Origin of the sequence: Arthrobacter sp. YN (genome assembly GCF_002224285.1) — a bacterium.
Classification (GTDB): domain Bacteria; phylum Actinomycetota; class Actinomycetes; order Actinomycetales; family Micrococcaceae; genus Arthrobacter.
This window is the reverse complement of sequence record NZ_CP022436.1, coordinates 2,401,363-2,419,310: the sequence shown is the minus strand read 5'-3', so window position 1 is coordinate 2,419,310 and position 17,948 is coordinate 2,401,363. Positions and strand designations below refer to the sequence as shown.

Here is a 17,948-nt window from a genome sequence, read left to right as displayed (position 1 = left end):
CAGTCACGACGCTGCCGCTGGGCTACACCCCAACCTAATGTCAAAACCGGCGAGTTTTGGCGTCAGGTTAGAGCCTTTCGCCTATGTCTGAAGGCAGACACCCAAGGTCATAGACCTCATCCTGACAGTCCGACGGACTCGAGACAGCACAGCCCTATTGCCCCTCGTCGCAGGATTGCAGATGCTCATCAGGACGGAGAACAAACGCGGGCACAGCAACATGGTTTTCGCCTTGTCATGTCGCTGAAGCCTGCGGTCGGAATGAACACGTGAAGGCTTGGCAGCGAGCAGACCGTGGTCAGAAACAAAACAGACTTAAGTGTGCACAATGTGCACGCCCCCTTTGGCCTTACAAAGCGAGTGGTCGGCACCTTGACGGGACGAAAACCCCGCGGCTAAAACCAACGAAGCAGAGATCTCTCCAAGTCATGTTGTAGCAAATCCCCAGCCCATGAACAGGTGTAGGCCACACCAGACCTACCGGACAGAACCGAACGAGGAATCGTCATGACCCCAGCTCAGAGCCAGCGGAGCGCCCACCAGCCAGGGCGCTGACCCCGCTTCCCTACTCAAACTAAACAGGCCGCACCTGGCGGCCAGGCACCATCCGGGATGATGAGGCAGAGGCATATGTCAAGCTTTGTACACACGTTAAAGCAAAAACCCCCTCTGACGAGGGGGTATGCCGTGCCCGAGGTGGGACTCGAACGGGATTCCAGGGCCTGGAAACACTCGGAAGTGGCGGAAACATGCAGAATCCGGGCCAGACCGGTAGGTGTATGAGACAGTCCGAAGCGGAAAGTGTGGACATTGTCCACGCTCTCTCTTCCATGTGGGGTGGTCGCCGCGGCGGCGTCCTCGAGCGAGGCAGAACATAAAGCTGCGCCGGCGGCGACGGGTGCATGTTGGTAGTCGGAAGTGCAGACCGGCATCGAGCGAGACACATTCATCAGATGCCCTCCATTCACACCTTCATGGCGGTTCGATCAGGAGGCGACATGACTTCACAGAACCACAGGAAGGGACTGCCGCCACAGATGCCGGGCGGCCGTACTTCCATAGTTTGGGGGTCACACCTCGCCGCCAGCACAGAATTTGAGCGATCCCGTCGTGTGTGGACGGCGGTCCGGTAACGCCGGCGGGTTCGATGGAGCGAAACTCTTGCCCTACTAGGTCAGCGAGGTGGCAGGAACTGAAATCTCGCCCGATTTTCTCGCCGTGAGAGAATGAAACCATGTGGACTGAAACGAGCGGCGTCATCGGAGTTGGTTACGAGGGCAAGGATCTGGCCCCGTTTCTGGAGGAACTGGCAGCTTGGAAGATCGGCACTGTTGTGGACGTTCGTCTGAACTCTATCTCTCGCAAGAAAGGCTTCTCGAAGAAGGCGCTGACGGAGGCGTTGGCCAGAGCCGGCATCGACTACAGGCACATGCCCGCCTTGGGGAACCCGAAAGACAACCGTGAAGGGTTCTGGGCTCCCGGTACTGCCGCTGCGAAGACTGCCGAGGAACGGTACGAATCCCTCCTCGATGGTGAAACTGCAGCTGCGAAGATTCGTGAACTGGCAGATATCGCAGTCGAACAACGCGTGGCCGTGCTGTGCTTTGAAGCCAGTGAACTGTGCTGCCACCGCAAGCACGTCCTCGCCCGGGTTAAAGTGCACTTAGCGACCCTGGTCCACGGCTAGCGAACACCGGCCGCATAGACACCTAAGACGCCAAAAGCTTGAGGGCGCTTCAGCTGGTTGCCCAGGAAGAACGCCGCGCCCCGGGATGGAGCACACATTTGGTCAAGGAACCTGGCCCGGATCGCCGCCTTGGCCGCCTCGTCTGAATCTCCCCTGTGCTTGCGTTGCAGTTCGGTGAACTCCCAATCCAACATGCCTTGCCGGTGGCCATTGCATTTTCTGCTGCTGCACCGATAGCGGTAATGACCCTCAAACCGTGGTGGCAACAAGATTGATTTGTCTGTTTTGGGTCCAAAGAGCGTGTCCTGGTTCAGGTGGGCTTCCATTTTGGCGAGCTGTTCCGGGGTCCATCCCTCAAACAGGCGTAGTTCCAGCTTGTCGATATCGGCAGGCACGACGGCGGCCAGGGACGGGCCTGCGGATCCGGCAAGGGCACGGGCATTGAGTTCACACGTGTCGAACGCCCCGATAAGCGGATCGACATAAGCATGGCGGGGCTTCCACGGATCGAGGTGCGATTCAATGCTGAGCGAGTCGAGAATCGGAGTGTAACTCTCCGGTCGTTTGTCCTTGAAGGCCGGTGAGACCTTCAATTTCACGATGTCGTACTTCTTGAACTTCGCATCCGCCTCCAAATACCGGAAGGGAATCGGGTAAAGCCGGATCCATTCGGGGCCATTGTCGGTGAGTCTCAACCCCGCCACGCAAACAGTGTCACCATGGTTTGTTGAAGGCTGCGGCGCGGCCTTCACGGTTATGAGGACTCTCGCCTCAGTAACTGCCGCACCTGGTTCTTTCTCATACTCAGGCCTGCCGTTAGCGAACAGACCTTCCCCGAACATCATTCCAACTGCCCCCAATTCACGATGCAAGATCCGACTACGTAAGAAGCCCGTCCCACAATGGCCAGGTTCTGCCAACTTGTCTTTTTCAGAAGGCCGCAGACTGATGCTTTGTGATCATAACCACAATCCATTTGTTGGAAGATGCTATCGGGTTGGTGTTCACTTGACACTACTTGCACCCGTCAATTCCAGCCCCATCTCGGAGCTTCCGACGCTTCGTGCCGCGAGGAACCGTGCGTTCTCATTGAACCGGACCGGAGCAACTGACTGAGCCCACGCCCTAAGGGCTGCCGATTCGCCACACGATCCTCAGCATGGCCGGACATGTCCAGTGGGGCGAACCCGCCTCACAAAGACAGCGATACAGAAATGAGGCAACGCCTTGAGACTTTTGAGGAACTGCAGGGCAATGCCCAGGACCTTATTGTGGGCAACGAAGAAGCGATTCAAGACGAAATCCAGCAGGTCGGTGATTTCGTCTACGAATAGACCAGCGGCAAGTTCGCAAGTCAGGTTGATCTTGTTCAAGATGCAGCTTCGGAGTACGTGACGCATATCGACTGAGAATCCGGGCAGGGTTCCCCAATAGAAGAGGCGCCCCTCGCATAGAGGCTAGAAATTTGGTCCCGCAGGGACACCTCGGCGTCGAGGTGCTTTGCGCATCGTTCCTATCGACTCAAGACGTCTAACACGCAGAAACATGCGGGACTGGATGTAGTTTCCGTCCGTAAACGCGCATCTCGCGTTGATGGATCGCTGGCAACAGCTGAGCCGACCTTAGGGTCCGGCTCATTGTTGGCCAAGGTCCTAAATCATTCACAAGAAACAACATCGATCCTCACCCCAGTGCTTCCAGCTTTTGCCAGAAAGCCATCCGCAAAGCCCGCCCGACACCCTCCAGAAGCATTTCCACTCAGGAATCCGTTTGACACCGGAACGATGGTACAAAGTCATCATGACTCCGAACGCGCCTCTCAGTCTCACTGTCGCCGGCAAGATGTACTCACTGGACGCGGCCATGGCGAAATTTGTTGACTACCCCGGCAAGACACCTCTGTTGTTCGACCTCCCAGGTGCAGGCGAGCACGACCAGCTCACCCTTCAGGAAGTGGCCCGCACCCGCAAAGTCAGCTCGCGTATCTCCCACAAAGAAGCGGCTTACTTCGTAGACACAGCTCAGACGGCACCATGGATCAAAACCTCGGCCGATCTCGAACACGCAGATCCTCGAAGCGAGACCGGCCTTTTCACAGCTATGGCAGAGCTCTTCGAACATTTCCGGGTACCGGCGCCACGCGGCGTCAACTTCGCCAAGATTTCAAAGGTCCTCCACCTCAAACAGCCTGGCCTGTTCCCCTTGCTGGACAGCCACATAGCCCGCGCCTACAAGCCTTCCGCGAAACAGCTTCGATCAGAATTTCCTGAGTTCGGATGGAGGCGGCACACATGGATTGCCGTCCGCAACGACCTGCTCGATGCCCGATCCTCGGGTGCACTGGATGAACTCCGGAATCGACTCATCGCCTATGAGTCCCAGGACCCAAGCAAACAGGAAGCCGTACGCCGACTCGACCAGCTGACCGACCTCAGGCTTCTCGACATCCTCGTCTGGTAGGAGCCAAACATTATTCACTCGTAGTCGGACTGTGTAGATGAGCAAACGCAACTCGCGCAATCGAACTTCAGGCGCGGCGTGCCAGTTCGCAAAGCAGATCCAGCTTCCTTGCGAAAGTCGGCACGTTGGGTCGGACCTCGACGGTTGCGCATGCGCAGTCCACCTAGGACAACACCCGCTACTGGCGGAACGGGATTTCGCTGTAGCTCACCGTGACATCGTGAAACCCCTGAAAATCAAGCATCTGTTTCAGGCTTCGAACGGCACCTGCTCCATACGGCGTTGGACCCACTCTGATCTCGCGAATGGGAAGCCGTCCTGGAGCCGTTACGTAGTCGGTTTCATATGGCTCTGTCTCCGCCCCTTCAAGGCTGGTCAGTTTCACATATGGAACAAGTCCGAATGGCCCGGTGCGGTGGAAGACAAACTTCCAGTCAGGGTTAAGCCAAACAACAACGCGCTTCTCGCGCTCGTCCTGAAAACCCACATTTTTAACAATCTCAAGGTCTTCGTTCATTAGGTATGGATATAGCCAAAATGTTCGCCTTGATTCCTCGCTCCGGCCTCTTCGTTCTTCAACTCCCGCGCGGAGATTGTTGAAGACCTTACCGATGAGTTGCTTCTGGTCGTCTCGATCGTATACGACAGATTTCCAGACACTACACTCGATCAAAACTCGATCCGGATCATCAACAACTACGGGAGCTCCATTCGGATGCTCAAGAACGCTTCCGTCAACGTCAACTTCATACATACCGTCGTAGTAGCCAGGAGATGGGTTCGGGTGTTGATTGTCGAGGCACCCGGCAATCGGAACCAGAGGAACACTCTCATCCAGTCCAACGGCGAAGCTCACGTGCTCTCGGCCGTAATTTCGCCACAATGTCAGGCTATCCCCGTCGGAAGAAGCTGATAGAACAAAGGAGTCCCTATCACGATTCCGGGTATCGGGGATGTACGCTTCCAGATCCCGCACCGTTTGTGAAGGGAGAGAGCTTCGCTGCTCTTCGAAATACTGCCGCAACTGGAGGCTGCCGCTCAGCAACTCGTTAGCGTCATTCATGAAAGCAGCTGAGCTGGCCCACAGTTCATTCTTCTCGAGGATATTCATTAAAGCGGCGCCATTGGTGTAGTGCCACACGAGGCCGGGAGTACTGACGGTCATATCCTGATCTTAGAGGGCAGTCCTGGAGGTCCGTTGTTCGGGCGCGCACTCAGGACTCGCCCGAGGACGTAGAGGTAAATATTGAGTAGGAGTCGCTGTAAGTATGCGCTTTTGGTACGCAATGCAAGGCCACAATTATCCAATAGCCATGGCTCAGAAGGCGCTGTGGACTTGTCCTAGGGCTGAAGGCAGAGCCTTGCGCGACAGCCGCTCCATTATTTTCGAGATGCAATCCGGCGACATCGTCTTTCATCACGCCACAGGACTTCTACGAGCAGTCAGTCAAGTCGCGAACAGTTATGTAGATGCGCAACGTCCGGCCGGCTATCGCCGACGCCCCGGCGAAAAAGACTCAGGTTGGCTGGTTCGAGTGAACCCCCTTCGCACTGATCTGGCTTTGCCCTACTCGGAACTTCATCGGTATATCAAACCCGGGCGCCCCGGACCGTTGAACACGGCATCGAACGTGTACGTCGGATTTCTCTCACGTTTAACTGAAGCTGATGGTCTCTCTTTGCTCTGCGCGCCCGAGATAAATCTCCCCGTGACCGACGATGCAGTACTGGGAAGAGGCCCAAATTACTGGTCAGAAGACGAGTCCGACGCAACTTCCTTCGGCAAGGTCCGGAAGGAGCAAAGACATCTGAGGATGCACCTTCTCGCCGGCCGACTCATAGCCCCCTGTTCCCTCTGCGGTAACGAACTGCCGTCGGGCATGCTCATTGCAGGGCACATCAAACCACGCCGCTTCTGCAGTGAAGCCGAGAGGTGGGATTTCCAAGCGGCAGCCATGCTCGTCTGCACCCTGGGGTGTGATGCTCTCTTCGAATGGGGCTATTTAACCGTAGGCAGTGATGGTCACGTTCAGGAAGGGCGCGTAGCTCCCACCATTGGTCTCGCAGAGGCTGTTTCAAAAGTGGTCGGACGTAGTTGCTCAGCACACCACGAACTGACTGCCCCTTACTTTGAAGAGCACCGCCGTCTTACTCTCGAAAAGACCCATAAAGACTCAATCTCGACACACCTGCGTGGCGCGCATTCAGAGCGGCGTCAGAGATCAACACAATGAATCCACTATCTGAACTGCTGGAGCATTTCAGCGATGACTGCGAAGACGGTGAAACCGCTCTGGCCTGCCTGGAACGACTGTACGGGGATTCCTCCTGGTTATGGCATGCAGCAGCGACGTTCCAGAAGCCGTAGCCGAGCCCCTGGGGATCGATCGCGCGATCTGCTTTGATCTGGACTTCATAGCCAGGCTCGGCAAGACCTCGCGGGCTAGGGTCCTGAACTCGTTGGCCTTGGACAGAGTGGAGAAACTCAGCTCCTCGTCCATCGGCTCAGCAGCCGGCGTTTTTTTCTGAACAAATCCACAGGATTCTGACTTTCTGATGGCTGTGTTGGCGGAACTGGGTACGCAGTTCTGTCCGCAGCTACCCCACAATGGCTGTTAGCTGGCCTCGCGAAGAATCCTCTGCTGGGCAACCAGATGACGCCGCAGCTCGTCGACTGACTCGTTGCCCGAGGTGTACAGCTGCGTCTTCTCGAAGTCGAGAATCAGCTGCGCGTCCAAACCATGCGCCCGCGCAAGCTGGCCGGTAAAGGCAAGAACCAGGCTATGCAGGGCTTTGCTCTTCTTCGAGTTGAAATCGACCTTGATACTCCGCCCCTCGGCGTCAACGTGGCCCACCATCGCATCAAGATCTGAAATCAGCTGTCCGACCGTCTCTGCGTTCAGCTCCCCCGCGCGCGCAGCCTTCAGGTACTCGACCAAGGCTGCGTTGTAGTTCGAGACGAGATCCGGGACCGATGCTTTGCTTGCCCGGTTCCTGACCGCAACGAACAGCACGGCACCGACGGTCACAGCAGCGACAGCCGCCGTTCCCGCAATTATCCAGCTGCCTTTATTACCGGATTTCAGCGCTTCCGAGGCGCGGTCTACCAACTTTTCGACCACGCTTGGAGATGCGGGCATGTCAGAACCAGCGGCGGTCACGTCCGACAGGAACGTAACGAACTGTCCACCCGCGTCGCGGATGACTCCGCCCCAGCGAAAAAGGTCCCCGCTCTCAATGCCTTCGAGGATCCCATCCGGAATCTCCAAAGTAACCGTCGTGGTCAATGTCATCCCCCCAAGCTAAAGCTTCCATCAAGCCCGCACGTCATGTCAGCACTTCTGCAACACAAGTTCCGGAACAGTAGTCCTAGTGCAGCGCCGGATCAGATTAGCACCGACTGCGGCAATGGAGAGAGCCGTGATGTCCGGTCAAATCCAGTTGCCTGAAACCCACGGCGCCACCAGGTTCATATCACTGCTTATTCGGCTGGATTTTCAGTTTTCGGGCGTGAACGGCAGACGTGCACCGCTCAAGAAAATGCACTACTCCAACAGTGATTGCAACTAATTGCCACAGTCGTGCGTTGTCGAGTCTGAGCGTGCAGAGAAGGCAGGTACAGCCGGCATTCCATTCTGCACGTTGATTTGGCATCGGACATCAACGACGAAAGGGCACAGTGGACCGTAACGAAAAGTCGAGGCTTAATAACTTCATTGGCGAGCACTTGGACGTGTCGCGCACGCGCCTTAAGGATTGGGAAGTCGACTTTCTGGTGGGCTTCATTGAAAACTACGACGCCGACTACAAAGGTGTCAGCGAAACTCTCCGGACGACAGAGACCAAGGGATTCGACCGAAGTGACACCTACAGACGTCGAAGCACCATCTCCTACGCTTTTACCGACGATATTGGCATCCATGAGGTGGATCGTGTTGAGTACGACGACGGCCAACGGGACGATTTCTCTGTCAATATCACCAACGCGCGGGGAGTTCTGGAGTGGTTCATGAAGCGGCGCCCCCACGAACTCCAGCGGTACAGCTGAGCCCTGGAAATTAGAGAACAGGTATCAGCACTGCAAGTGCCGGCCCTCTTGGTGCTCTGAACAAGTCAACGCCCGACCTGGCGAACCCGGAGGTAGGGCTGACCGCACCATTTCGCCGTTCGGTGCTACTCGCATTGCGTCGGTCAGTGTCTGAGACGCCCCGAGCGACACCGGTGCGTATCAAGCCGAATTTTCCTAGTAGCATTCAGCACAGCACGGACCGCCCGAGTTAGCTAGCGCAAGAATGCTGCCGCCACATGCCGATTGCTCCTTTAGGCAGAAGGTCTTCTCGCACACACGGCGATCCTGCCTCGTCAGGCCTGTTGGCGCATGTGGAGCGAGGAACTAAGCCCCGAACGGACCCCAAGCATCCAGTTCCTGGTCGAGGAACAGCAGGTCATCGTGAAACATGTTCAGTGATGAATCACCCACCGCTGCTGCAGCTGTGCTTTTAGCCGATTGACAGTTCGGTCCGCTAGTCCACGAATTTCGGTTGGCCATGGCTTTTGGGACTCTAGCGTTATCGCCATTTCACTGGCACAGGACGTGATGGTGCCCTTGTAGGCTACTCAGCTGGCCTTATCCAGGCCCGTAGGTCCTCTTTCGATCATGACATCGCAGTTGTTCGACTCGTATTGGGTGACGGCTTTCTGGAGTTGCTTCTTTGTTGAAGCGACCGTTCTGGACACTTGGGCTACGGTACTGGCTGGCGCATCAGAAGTGGATGATTATGCTGATGCTCCGACTGGTTCGGAGCCAATATCCTGTTGGGCGGGGCCAGAACAACCGGACATCATCAACATTGAAGCCGCGCCAGCGGCAAGCCCTGCCAGTTTAGGTAGTGTCATTTTCTTCTCTTGCACATCGAGAATCATATTCGCCCTTCGCAGGTCTACGAACTCTTGGGTCGTAGGTTCGAAGCCGATTCTTGTCACGACTTGCCTCGATATCTTGCAATATCTGTCAGACTTTGAGGATGAACGAAGAACGATGGGGCGAGCAATGGAAGATCGGTCAGCGGATCCGTTACAGCCATCCAGACCCTGACCGCAACGAGATTGTTGATGGCGTCATTAAGGACCGGCATTGGGGGCGAGACAAAGGCGAGCCTATATTTCATTTCAGCGTCCTAGCAGACAATGAAACAGATCAATGGATCGTTGACCCGAAGCATATACAGCCTGATGAGAAGGATGCGAGCTCTGGGGATACAGCAGATCATGACGTGGACGCAGGTCCGCAGCAAATCAAGCTGCCACCACCAGAGCTGAGCCCGGCACCCAAGAACCAGACATCCGCAGACGGTGGCTTTCCTGAACCGCGCCCAGAAAAATCCGGCTTTGGCCCCGATGACGCTGAGGAGGAGAAACAGTGGCGGAAGCGAAAGGCCGTCTGGGCAAGGGAGCGAGGCCTCTAGCTCGCTGGGGATGATCGGCTGGCTACTCTGTGTCCCGGAGAATCCTCTGCTGCACCAGGAGGAGGCGTCGAAGAGCGTCTACAGACTCGTTACCGGTGGTGCGCCCATTCGTCTTCTCGAATGCGGGAAGCAGCTTCCGGCCCAAGCCGTGCACTGTTGCCAATTTGGCTGTGTAGTCAGCGACCAGGCCGGCGAGGACATCGCCCTTCCTCGTGGTGAAGTCGAGCTTGCCGCGTTTACCTTCTGCATCAGCGCACTCGAAGACCACGTCCAGCTCAGCGATGAGCCGACCGACAGTGCCTGCTTCGAGACCTCCCTCTTGACTGCCTTCAGGTACATACTCCAAGAACTGTTGTAGTCTGCGAGAGCCTCAGGCACCGGAGCCTTGCTGGCTTGGTTCTTCGTCACGACTACATTGGCACCAATACTCGCCAGCACGACAGCTGCCGTAATGCCAGCAATTATCAGATTGCCTTTGGAAGGGCCTGACTCGATCGCAGCGGTCGAACGATACATCGGAGCTGCTGTGTTCCTGATTCTCTTTTCGTGTGACCGTGTGCTGTTCGAATCCGACCCGGTTCGCAGCCTAAGATCGCAGGTGTGACTGAACCATGGGTAGATGCGCCAGAGACGGACCGCCGCAAGGACAAGCTGGACCGCGGCCCTTTCGTCGATATGGCGAAAGACCTCATCGAGAACCTGGCCGACAGCAACGACAGCACCGTCTTCGGACTTGTGGGACCCTGGGGCTCCGGTAAGACGTCCGTGCTGAACTTCATCATCAGCGCTCTGGACCGATCCATTCACGTGGCCAAGTTCAATCCTTGGTCCTTCGATGAGGAGCGGCTACAGGCCGAACTCTATTCAGCAATCCTTGAGGCTTTTCCGCGTGGATCCCGTAAAACCCTCCGCAAGAAGGCCGTGGACCTCGCACGACGCAGTGCCCCGGCTTTGAAAGCGATCCCAATCGTCGGGACAGGGGCGTCGGAAACCGTTCGGGAATTTCTACCGGAGAAATCATGGGATTCCGCCTTTAAGGACATGGCGGAGACAATCAAAGCAGCAAGCGTCAAGGTTCTCGTCGTCGTGGACGATGTAGACCGCGTTCAGCCCAAGGACCTTTTGGTCCTGATGAAGACCATCCGGCTCTTAGGTCGCTTCCCCAGAGTCAACTACCTGCTTGCCTATGACCGCAAATCAACGATCAAGGCTCTAGCTTCCGGCCTTGGAAACGACCCTGTTGCCGCGCAGGTCTATTTGGAAAAGATCGTGCAGTATCCCTTGGACCTCCCAGAACCACAGCAGCACTTCCTTCAAGAGATAATGGATTCTGCGTTGGGTCCGACAGTGCGTCAAGCATCACTCGGAATATATAGAGGGCCGACACCGCAGTCCAGATTCGAATCCTTCTACACCGAACACATGACCACGACACTGACAACGCCCCGCGCGTGCCACCGTTACGCAGGCCAGGCCATAACCTTCCTGCAGCTTGCCAAAGGAAACGTCGACCCTGCGGACTTCTTCGCGATCACGTTCCTGCGAATCTTCTATCCAGATCTCTACGAGCGTTTGCCGGCCTGGGCGGGTGAGCTAACCAGGAAACAGGGCTATGACCGCAGCAAGCCCACATCCGAGGAAGAGTGGCTCCAAAGAATCAGATCCTGTGGTTACGACGGTGACACACCCGTTGACCTCATGGAGGCATTATCTTCATTGTTTCCCCACGCCTTCCCGGACAACATGTGGAGTACAGCAGGCGGGAAGTACCGAGCCAACGACAGCGAGTACTTCGACCGCTACTTCACAATCTCCTTGCCCACCGGCGACATGTCAGATGAAACCGTCATTAGGGACATAAATCGTATCCGCACCGGCGTAGTGCGCCCCGGAGACCGCTGCCCGGAAACGTTCGACCACGTCAATGAACAGATGCAGATGAAGGCCCTGAAGAAAGGCGCCAGAGACACCGATTACGATGTGGACGGTCGGCCCCTTATCGATTACCTGAGCAACGGGCTTTCAAAGCAGCCGTTGGATCGAGATTTCCGAGATTCTGCCACCCGCCTCAAAGAGGTTTGGCTGGCACGGCTGCTAAGTCACAACGGCCCATGGGAGGAGCCCGAGCTCAAGGCATTCGTCGGACGATTCCCCCGGCCTGAATCTCTGGGCCACTGCCTGAATCTCAATAATGCCCCTTCGGCTAGAGGATTCTCAGAGCTCGAAGCGATAGGACGGTCGTCACCAGTTACTGACGACCCAACTCTGACAGACCAGCTGATTCCGCTGTGGATTGATCAGGCAACACAATGGTTGATCGACGAGTGGCGGACCTGTGACTCGGCTGAATCCATCCACGAACAAATTGCCGTGTGGAACTACCTCGTTGCGATGGATGGGCTGCCCAAGCTGCAGGTCAACACGCTTGATGCGCTCAAAGACGATTCCCTCAGCCTGACAACTCTGGCTACAGCATTCGTTATGGCTTCCAAAGAGGCCGGAAGCTATGAGGCACCAGCCTCACAACTGTTCCTGTTCACTGACAAGCTTGAGAACACAATTCCGCCGGACATGTTGATTGAGTTGCCTTTGGATGAACCAGCAGAGGTCGCGCAAGCCCGAGGAGATGAGATCCCGTCACCCGCTCAGCGCATGAGATTTGCTTATGAAGAAATCTTGCGTTGGCGGGAAAGCAGGGCTAATCCACCAACTGACGGCAAGGACACACCAACGCCCTAGGCAGCATCCAGCAGATTTTACCCGCGGACCGGCTGCGGTTGCCCTGGTTACGCCTTCGATGGGGACTTCGACGTGGGGAGGTCGAGGTCCATATCGAGGACGAGTTTGGCGTGAAGTTCGTGTCCGCCGACTATGGCCATGGTGCCGAGTTCGTCGTAGCCGTTGAGGTTGGTGAACTGGTGACCTTAGCGTCCTGCCCAGGGAGGGCTTCGGTAGTTTGGACGCTGATGTTGGCTCCCGGCGTCCTGGCCTCCTGCCTCCTGCCTCCTGCCTCCTGCCTCCTGCCTCCACCATGCAACCTACGAAGAGCTACTACCCGGGTGGGAGTCCTTCCTTGGCAGATATGTGCCAGCGACCAGATATCGAGACCGGGACAGCGGACACCGCTACCGCCGACGCCTTCGCATCGGACGGCGTACATTCCTCGTAAATGGCAAAGGGACTAATACCTCAGCTCCGGACGCGCTGCCCCGTCGTAGACCGCTGACATCACCGAGCATCGCCGATAACAGCGCATATGTCGGGACTGGAAGTAGTCCCCGGCCGACCCGGCGCAGCGATCCCGCCAAGCGATGGCACACACCGAAAATTTCGCAGTTCACGTCATGGCGCCGCACATCAGCCTGCCCATGAATAGGCAGAAGCAACAACGCTGTTTGCCATTCTGATATCCCGATCATCGCTGGACGGTACTCCGCCTAACCAGGGCGCTGATGCGGCGGACCCGGTCCCCGGAGTTGCACTTCGGCCCCTATCAGAACGGCCCACTAGACCAAAGACGCAATGCACGCGCAAAGGAAAAGGGCAATGAATGCGCTCACCATCAAAGACCCGGCAGATCTACTGAGCTTCATCGGGCACACCCTCGGATTCTGGCCCCAAGAGAGTCTGGTCTGCATCACCCTGGACAAAGGCAAAGTCGGAGCCACCCTCCGCATTGACCTCCCCGATACCCCGGAACAGAACTCCCCTACGCGAGGACGGTCAGCAGCTACCTCACCAGTGACACCAACGCAACGAGCATCGTCTTCGCCCTCTACACCTCAGCCCACTGTGAACCCGGCCAGCCCAAACCACATGCAGCGACCATTGCCGCGCTCACCGGAGTCCTCGCCGAGAACGGCATCAGCATCCGCGACGGAATCTTCGTCAGCGACGAAACCTACTCCCCCTTCGACAGCGAGCCCGGACAAGACATCAGCCTGCCCATCAGCACCACTGAATACAGCCGCGTCAACGCCGAGTTCATTTACCGCGGCAGCACTATCGAACCCACCAACCAAATAATCCTCCCACCGGCGACCCACGAAGCGGACGATGCCGTCGCCGTCGAAAGCTGCATGCATGCTATCCGCGCCCAGGCACCTCAAGAAGCTGCGGTTCAAGCGAGCCAGCTGTGGAAAGCCATGCTCGACTCACACGGCTTTCCCACCGACGAGGACTGCACCGCCCTCATCGCAAACTTCCAATTCCCCCACATCCGCGACCGGCTCATGGCCGACATCCCAGGCATCGACGAACCACCCCAAAACATCCTTTTCGCGCTAACGGAGACTGCGCCTCAATGGTCGCGGGTCGAATGGGCCCAACAACTCCTCCTTCACGCCTATACAAGAACCAGCCCGCAACACGCAGCACCCATCCTCACCACGATCGGCTACATCAACTGGTGGGAAGGCCGAGGATCCAAAGCACACCAGTACATGCAACTCGCCCTCGACACCGACCCTGGTTACCGTTTCGCACGACTCACCGACCACATGCTCGGAGCCGGAATCATCGCCGGCTGGAACACCAACAAAAACACCGCCTACAAAACACGCTTTGACATGCCGTAGTCGGCGCCGTCGCAGACAGTAGCGTCCTTAGAGTTGCTCCGCTCTACTCGCGAGCCTGCCCAAATACCGGGGCATGCAGATTCTGAAGGCACGGATCCGGGCAACGGTTGGCGAATGACTATGCTCTAAACGCCCCACGTATGGTGCCTCTAGCAGTGGTCGGCATCAGGGTGCTGGACAGGCGGCGTTGCAACTCGGAAGTGAACGGATGTTCGCAAGTTTGGCTTGACTGCAGACGCTCATTGAGCTTTATGACTTCTCTCACCGCAGGTCCTCGAAGTCGATCCCACCGATCATGTCTGCTGATTGAGAGTCCTGGTGTCTGAATTGGCCAAGGCTCTCGACAACGCACGCGTCGACCCCGGGGTGATCGACTTACGGCCGGATTGTCGTGTCCTGCTGCTCGTGGTCGACGGCCTTGTTCCCCCGCAGCTGCAGACCCCGTGCCTCGGCCTGCCCAGGTCTTCGCCATTGGCGTCCGGAAACTCGTAGCGTGATCGCCAGGTTGTCGTACGGGTCGCTGGCAGGCTCGAGGGCCTCGGTTTGTTCAATGAGGAGACGGTCGCGCATGCTGCCCCAGCACCTGTGTTCCTTGATTCCCCACTGTATTCTCCGGTGGCCACCCGCGCGGCCCCTTCGGGGAAGGTGTTCGAGGAAACCCGAGTGCTTCCGGGGCGACGGCTTCGATCCGGCGACCGCGCTCTGCAGGCTCCCGACCCGATCAGTGCGTCGCGGTACTTCTTGAACCAGCGCCATAGGCCCATCGCAATGACGACATGGTTGTCGAAGCTTAGTCGTCCATGTGGACGGCGTGCTGGTGGTCCGGTGTCTCAGGCCGGGGGGCGTGGCTGGTAGTGGAGTGTTTCTAGATAGTTTTCGTCGTACTTCTCCTCCCGGGGTTCATCATTCGGGAAACCACCGGGAAGTGCACCCTGGTTCAGGCCATCCAGAAGGACAAGCTCAAGCCGAGGCACTGTGTTCATCGTCGCTGCCTGGACGGTCCCGGCGGCCAGAACCGGCATTTTAGCGTTGGCCATTTCATCGATTCCGGCCACGCCTGCTGCAACCAGGAGAACCGCAGCGACTGCCGCCAGCCCTGGAACCACTGTTCTTCTCCATGCGCTCACACCCTGATCATGGGCTCCCCACATGGGAACAGGGCACCGATTCCCTATGCAGCGGCTGTGAAGGCCAGTCTGCCCCGACGTTCATGCGTAGACGGACGCCGTCGGGAAGATCCACCGACCTCTGCATTGTGTTCTGCGCCGGGGCCATGGGAGCCTGGCGCTTGGCCAGCATGCAGAGCAAGAGGTCCAGAACGTAGGGTCGGGTGGCGTTCCTCGAGATCCTGATCAGGAAGCCCGAAACTCATCACACATCGCCAGTTGCTGACCGAAGTTGTGGCCAGCATAACGCCAAAGACTCCAACTACCCGCGCGTCTACATTTGCCTAGCTGCCCTGCCATAGCAGTCTAAACTGTTCCAGACCATGGGCGGCGGCGTGGAGGTGAATAGTGCAATTCGTTACTCCTGTTGATTGGCTTCATCGAGGCCATCTGGCGGTCGTCCGCAGCAACGACAAGGCTAAGAACCTTGCAGCGAGCGGAGTAAAAATTGCGATCGCTGACTACAACATTCCCGAATCCTTCGAGGGGCTCTTGTCTGCTGGCGACAAAGTGCTGCTTGTTTCGAGCAGTGAATTCCACCGGGACCGCGTGAGTCAGCACGGCTTTGTTCTCAACGCCGCAAAGGCTGCCGGAGTCGCCCTCTTCGCCTACACGAGCGTCTCGTTGCGTTCAGGAGAGCGTGGACGCAGGTCGCTGGGAGCGGCGGCGAGGGACAAATGCGCGTCGTCGGGAAGCCGGAGAGGCGTGAGCAATCCCATGCCTCTCCGGCCAGCCCATCGCTCAGCGCACGAACACCAGGTTCCAGTTGTGGTCGGTCGTGCCGTTGTCGATCCACTGCACGGCCGCCGCACCGTTGGCCGTCGAAGCACCTGCAATTCCCAGGACCCTCGAGCTGTAACCGTTGACCAGCTTGAAGCTGGTTCCTGTCGACGCCACCAATTGCCATTCCTGGTCGAGCGATCCATTCGAGGTGAACTGGACCGACTTTGCTCCATCGGCTGTCGACATGGCGAGCACCCCGAGGACCTTCCCCGACTTGACGTTGGTCAACCTCCAGTTGCCGTTCGCCAGCCGGGTCACCGTCCACTCGTGATCGGCGGTTCCGTTGTCGTCCCACTGGAGCGCTTCCGCATTATTTGCGGTCGACCCTCCCGTGATGCCCAATACCCTGCCGCTGTTCGCGTTGACGAGCTTGTACACGCTGCCGTCCTGGATGGCCGTGCCAGCACTTTCCCCGAACGTGATGTTGCTCGTGTAGTTGCCGATGGCGAACCGTCCCGCCCCGGCCGTGGTGACGACGCTCCCGTTGACCCGCAGATTCTGGAAACTAATGTTCTTAGTCATCTGAGTGGCGGAGTTTCCATAGATCTCGTTGTCGTACTCGAGAGATCCGTTGTATGAGAAGTTCTTCAAGGTGACGCCGTCGATCCCTCGCCCGACCGACAGGCCGTAGCCGGGGTTCTTGTAGGTGATGATGTCGAGGAACTTGCGCACCAGCACGTCCTCCCACCGGATGTCGGCGAGCAGCACGTTGGTGACCAGGTTCGAGTCGCTCGCCGTGAGTGACATCGACCGCACCTGAACCAAAGGGTTGTGGGTCAGGACGTCGACGTTCGTGACGCGGATGTTGTTGATCGTGTCGGGGACGTCGGGGTTGCCATGAGTACCCACGTTGATCGGGTGCGCGTTGCCCGGCATGAGCACCGAGTTGGTGACGTTGACGTTGTCAGTGCTGCCGACGTAGTCCCAGCGGGTGCCGTAGACCGCGATGCTGTCATCGCCGGTGCGGATGTACACGTCGTTCACGTTAACGTTCTTCGCGGCCATCATGTCGATGCCGTCGGACCACTTTCTGTAAGCGAGGAGCTTGACGTTGTTCACGGTGATGCCGTTGGTGCTGCCAATCTCGACGCCGTAACCGCCGTTGTTGTCGTTGCCGTAGCCGTTGATGATGATGCCGTCGACGGTCACGTTCGTCGAGAACTTGGCCTGGACGCCGACACCTCCCGGCTGGAGGAGGACGCCTCGACCGCGGATGACCACATTGCTCGCGTTATCCGTAAAGAACGCACCGCGAACCACGGCGCCGCCGGCGATGTAGACGGTCTTGCCGCTGGCAACGGTGGTATTGCCGGGGTTGTGATACCCGGGCCCATAGTAGATGACGTTGGGGTCGCTGGCGCTCGGGATGTTGGTCTCGAGTGGGTTCGCGAAGATCATGAGATCTTGGTCGACATTGTCGTTGAAGTCGACCACGAGCTTCGTCGGACCGCCGATCGTGAATGTCGCCGTATTGCCGCTACGGGCGGGGACGATCCCCTCCGCAGTCGGGCGCACCTTGACCGACGAGACGGTGCCGAGGTTGTAGGTCGCCCGGACCTCCACTGGACCGTTGGTGTCAAAGTACACGAAGGTGGCGAACGACGCGCGGGAGGGGCCGCCGACTCGCGCCTGATGCTCGACCAAGCCGACCCATGAGCCGCCTGGAACGCGAACCTCCACCGTGTAGTCGCTGCTGGTGGGATGACCGGTGGAAGTCGGGTAGGTCGTCAGCGTCGTGGCGGCGTAGCTCGGTGCGGGATTCGCGACGGCGAAGCCGAGGACGAGCAACAGTAACAGCGGAATAGCCACC

General features: G+C 57.8%; 15 protein-coding genes and 1 pseudogene. 9 read left to right on the top strand and 7 right to left on the bottom strand.

Annotated elements, in window-relative coordinates; genetic code table 11:
• Positions 1 to 1,234: 1,234 nt before the first annotated feature.
• Positions 1,235 to 1,687 carry a DUF488 domain-containing protein gene (locus tag CGK93_RS10945; protein WP_089594845.1) on the top strand — a complete coding sequence of 151 codons (453 nt, stop codon included), beginning with the start codon at positions 1,235 to 1,237 and terminating at the stop codon, positions 1,685 to 1,687.
• Here the strand turns inward: CGK93_RS10945 and CGK93_RS10940 are convergent.
• On the bottom strand, positions 1,684 to 2,439 hold the full coding sequence (locus tag CGK93_RS10940) for a hypothetical protein (RefSeq protein ID WP_157731754.1): 756 nt from the start codon (positions 2,437 to 2,439) through the stop codon (positions 1,684 to 1,686). The two genes, CGK93_RS10945 and CGK93_RS10940, sit on opposite strands and share 4 nt — an antisense overlap.
• 1,048 nt (positions 2,440 to 3,487) lie before the next feature.
• Here CGK93_RS10940 and CGK93_RS10935 point away from each other — a divergent pair.
• Positions 3,488 to 4,147, top strand: coding sequence for a DUF6308 family protein (locus tag CGK93_RS10935; protein ID WP_157731752.1), 660 nt, complete (start codon positions 3,488 to 3,490; stop codon positions 4,145 to 4,147).
• A gap of 178 nt (positions 4,148 to 4,325) precedes the next feature.
• Here the strand turns inward: CGK93_RS10935 and CGK93_RS10930 are convergent, their stop codons facing one another.
• Complete coding sequence (locus CGK93_RS10930; protein WP_089594842.1) at positions 4,326 to 5,312, bottom strand: hypothetical protein; 987 nt, start codon at positions 5,310 to 5,312, stop codon at positions 4,326 to 4,328.
• Positions 5,313 to 5,460: 148 nt separating this feature from the next.
• On the opposite strand from CGK93_RS10930, the gene CGK93_RS23550 reads away from it, so the two are divergent.
• Both CGK93_RS23550 and CGK93_RS10925 read left to right on the top strand, forming a co-directional pair.
• Complete coding sequence (locus CGK93_RS23550) at positions 5,461 to 6,381, top strand: hypothetical protein (protein ID WP_157731750.1); 921 nt, start codon at positions 5,461 to 5,463, stop codon at positions 6,379 to 6,381.
• Positions 6,382 to 6,481: 100 nt separating this feature from the next.
• Complete coding sequence (locus CGK93_RS10925; RefSeq protein ID WP_089594841.1) at positions 6,482 to 6,676, top strand: hypothetical protein; 195 nt, start codon at positions 6,482 to 6,484, stop codon at positions 6,674 to 6,676.
• 86 nt (positions 6,677 to 6,762) lie between these two features.
• On the opposite strand, the gene CGK93_RS10920 is transcribed toward CGK93_RS10925, so the two are convergent.
• The gene (locus CGK93_RS10920) at positions 6,763 to 7,440 is read right to left on the bottom strand and encodes a hypothetical protein (protein WP_089594840.1); all 678 of its coding nucleotides are present in this window, start codon (positions 7,438 to 7,440) and stop codon (positions 6,763 to 6,765) included.
• Positions 7,441 to 7,826: 386 nt separating this feature from the next.
• Here CGK93_RS10920 and CGK93_RS10915 point away from each other — a divergent pair, with 386 nt between their 5' ends.
• Together CGK93_RS10915 and CGK93_RS10910 are read left to right on the top strand one after the other, a co-directional pair.
• A complete protein-coding gene (locus CGK93_RS10915) occupies positions 7,827 to 8,195 on the top strand; it encodes a hypothetical protein (protein ID WP_089594839.1) in 369 nt (122 codons plus the stop codon).
• A 976-nt stretch (positions 8,196 to 9,171) separates the two neighbouring features.
• Complete coding sequence (locus CGK93_RS10910; protein ID WP_089594838.1) at positions 9,172 to 9,612, top strand: hypothetical protein; 441 nt, start codon at positions 9,172 to 9,174, stop codon at positions 9,610 to 9,612.
• 22 nt (positions 9,613 to 9,634) lie between these two features.
• Here CGK93_RS10910 and CGK93_RS23545 read toward each other — a convergent pair whose 3' ends face one another.
• A complete protein-coding gene (locus tag CGK93_RS23545) occupies positions 9,635 to 9,958 on the bottom strand; it encodes a hypothetical protein (protein ID WP_157731748.1) in 324 nt (107 codons plus the stop codon).
• A gap of 254 nt (positions 9,959 to 10,212) precedes the next feature.
• Between CGK93_RS23545 and CGK93_RS10900 the strand changes: the two genes are divergently transcribed.
• From CGK93_RS10900 to CGK93_RS10895, 3 genes and pseudogenes are all read left to right on the top strand, one after another.
• Positions 10,213 to 12,351 carry a P-loop NTPase fold protein gene (locus CGK93_RS10900; RefSeq protein ID WP_089594836.1) on the top strand — a complete coding sequence of 713 codons (2,139 nt, stop codon included), beginning with the start codon at positions 10,213 to 10,215 and terminating at the stop codon, positions 12,349 to 12,351.
• 783 nt (positions 12,352 to 13,134) lie between these two features.
• A pseudogene (locus CGK93_RS24370) lies at positions 13,135 to 13,260 on the top strand (hypothetical protein); the annotation flags it as partial.
• A 113-nt stretch (positions 13,261 to 13,373) separates the two neighbouring features.
• The gene (locus tag CGK93_RS10895) at positions 13,374 to 14,189 is read left to right on the top strand and encodes a DUF4192 family protein (protein ID WP_269768477.1); all 816 of its coding nucleotides are present in this window, start codon (positions 13,374 to 13,376) and stop codon (positions 14,187 to 14,189) included.
• Between the two features lie 375 nt (positions 14,190 to 14,564).
• Here the strand turns inward: CGK93_RS10895 and CGK93_RS10890 are convergent, their stop codons facing one another.
• The 3 genes from CGK93_RS10890 to CGK93_RS10875 form a co-directional block, all read right to left on the bottom strand.
• Positions 14,565 to 14,759, bottom strand: coding sequence for a hypothetical protein (locus CGK93_RS10890; RefSeq protein ID WP_089594835.1), 195 nt, complete (start codon positions 14,757 to 14,759; stop codon positions 14,565 to 14,567).
• 260 nt (positions 14,760 to 15,019) lie between these two features.
• Positions 15,020 to 15,316: a hypothetical protein gene (locus CGK93_RS10885; protein WP_157731746.1), complete on the bottom strand. Its 297-nt coding sequence runs from the start codon at positions 15,314 to 15,316 to the stop codon at positions 15,020 to 15,022.
• 780 nt (positions 15,317 to 16,096) lie between these two features.
• Positions 16,097 to 17,947, bottom strand: coding sequence for an RICIN domain-containing protein (locus CGK93_RS10875; protein WP_198318423.1), 1,851 nt, complete (start codon positions 17,945 to 17,947; stop codon positions 16,097 to 16,099).
• Position 17,948 lies beyond the last annotated feature (1 nt).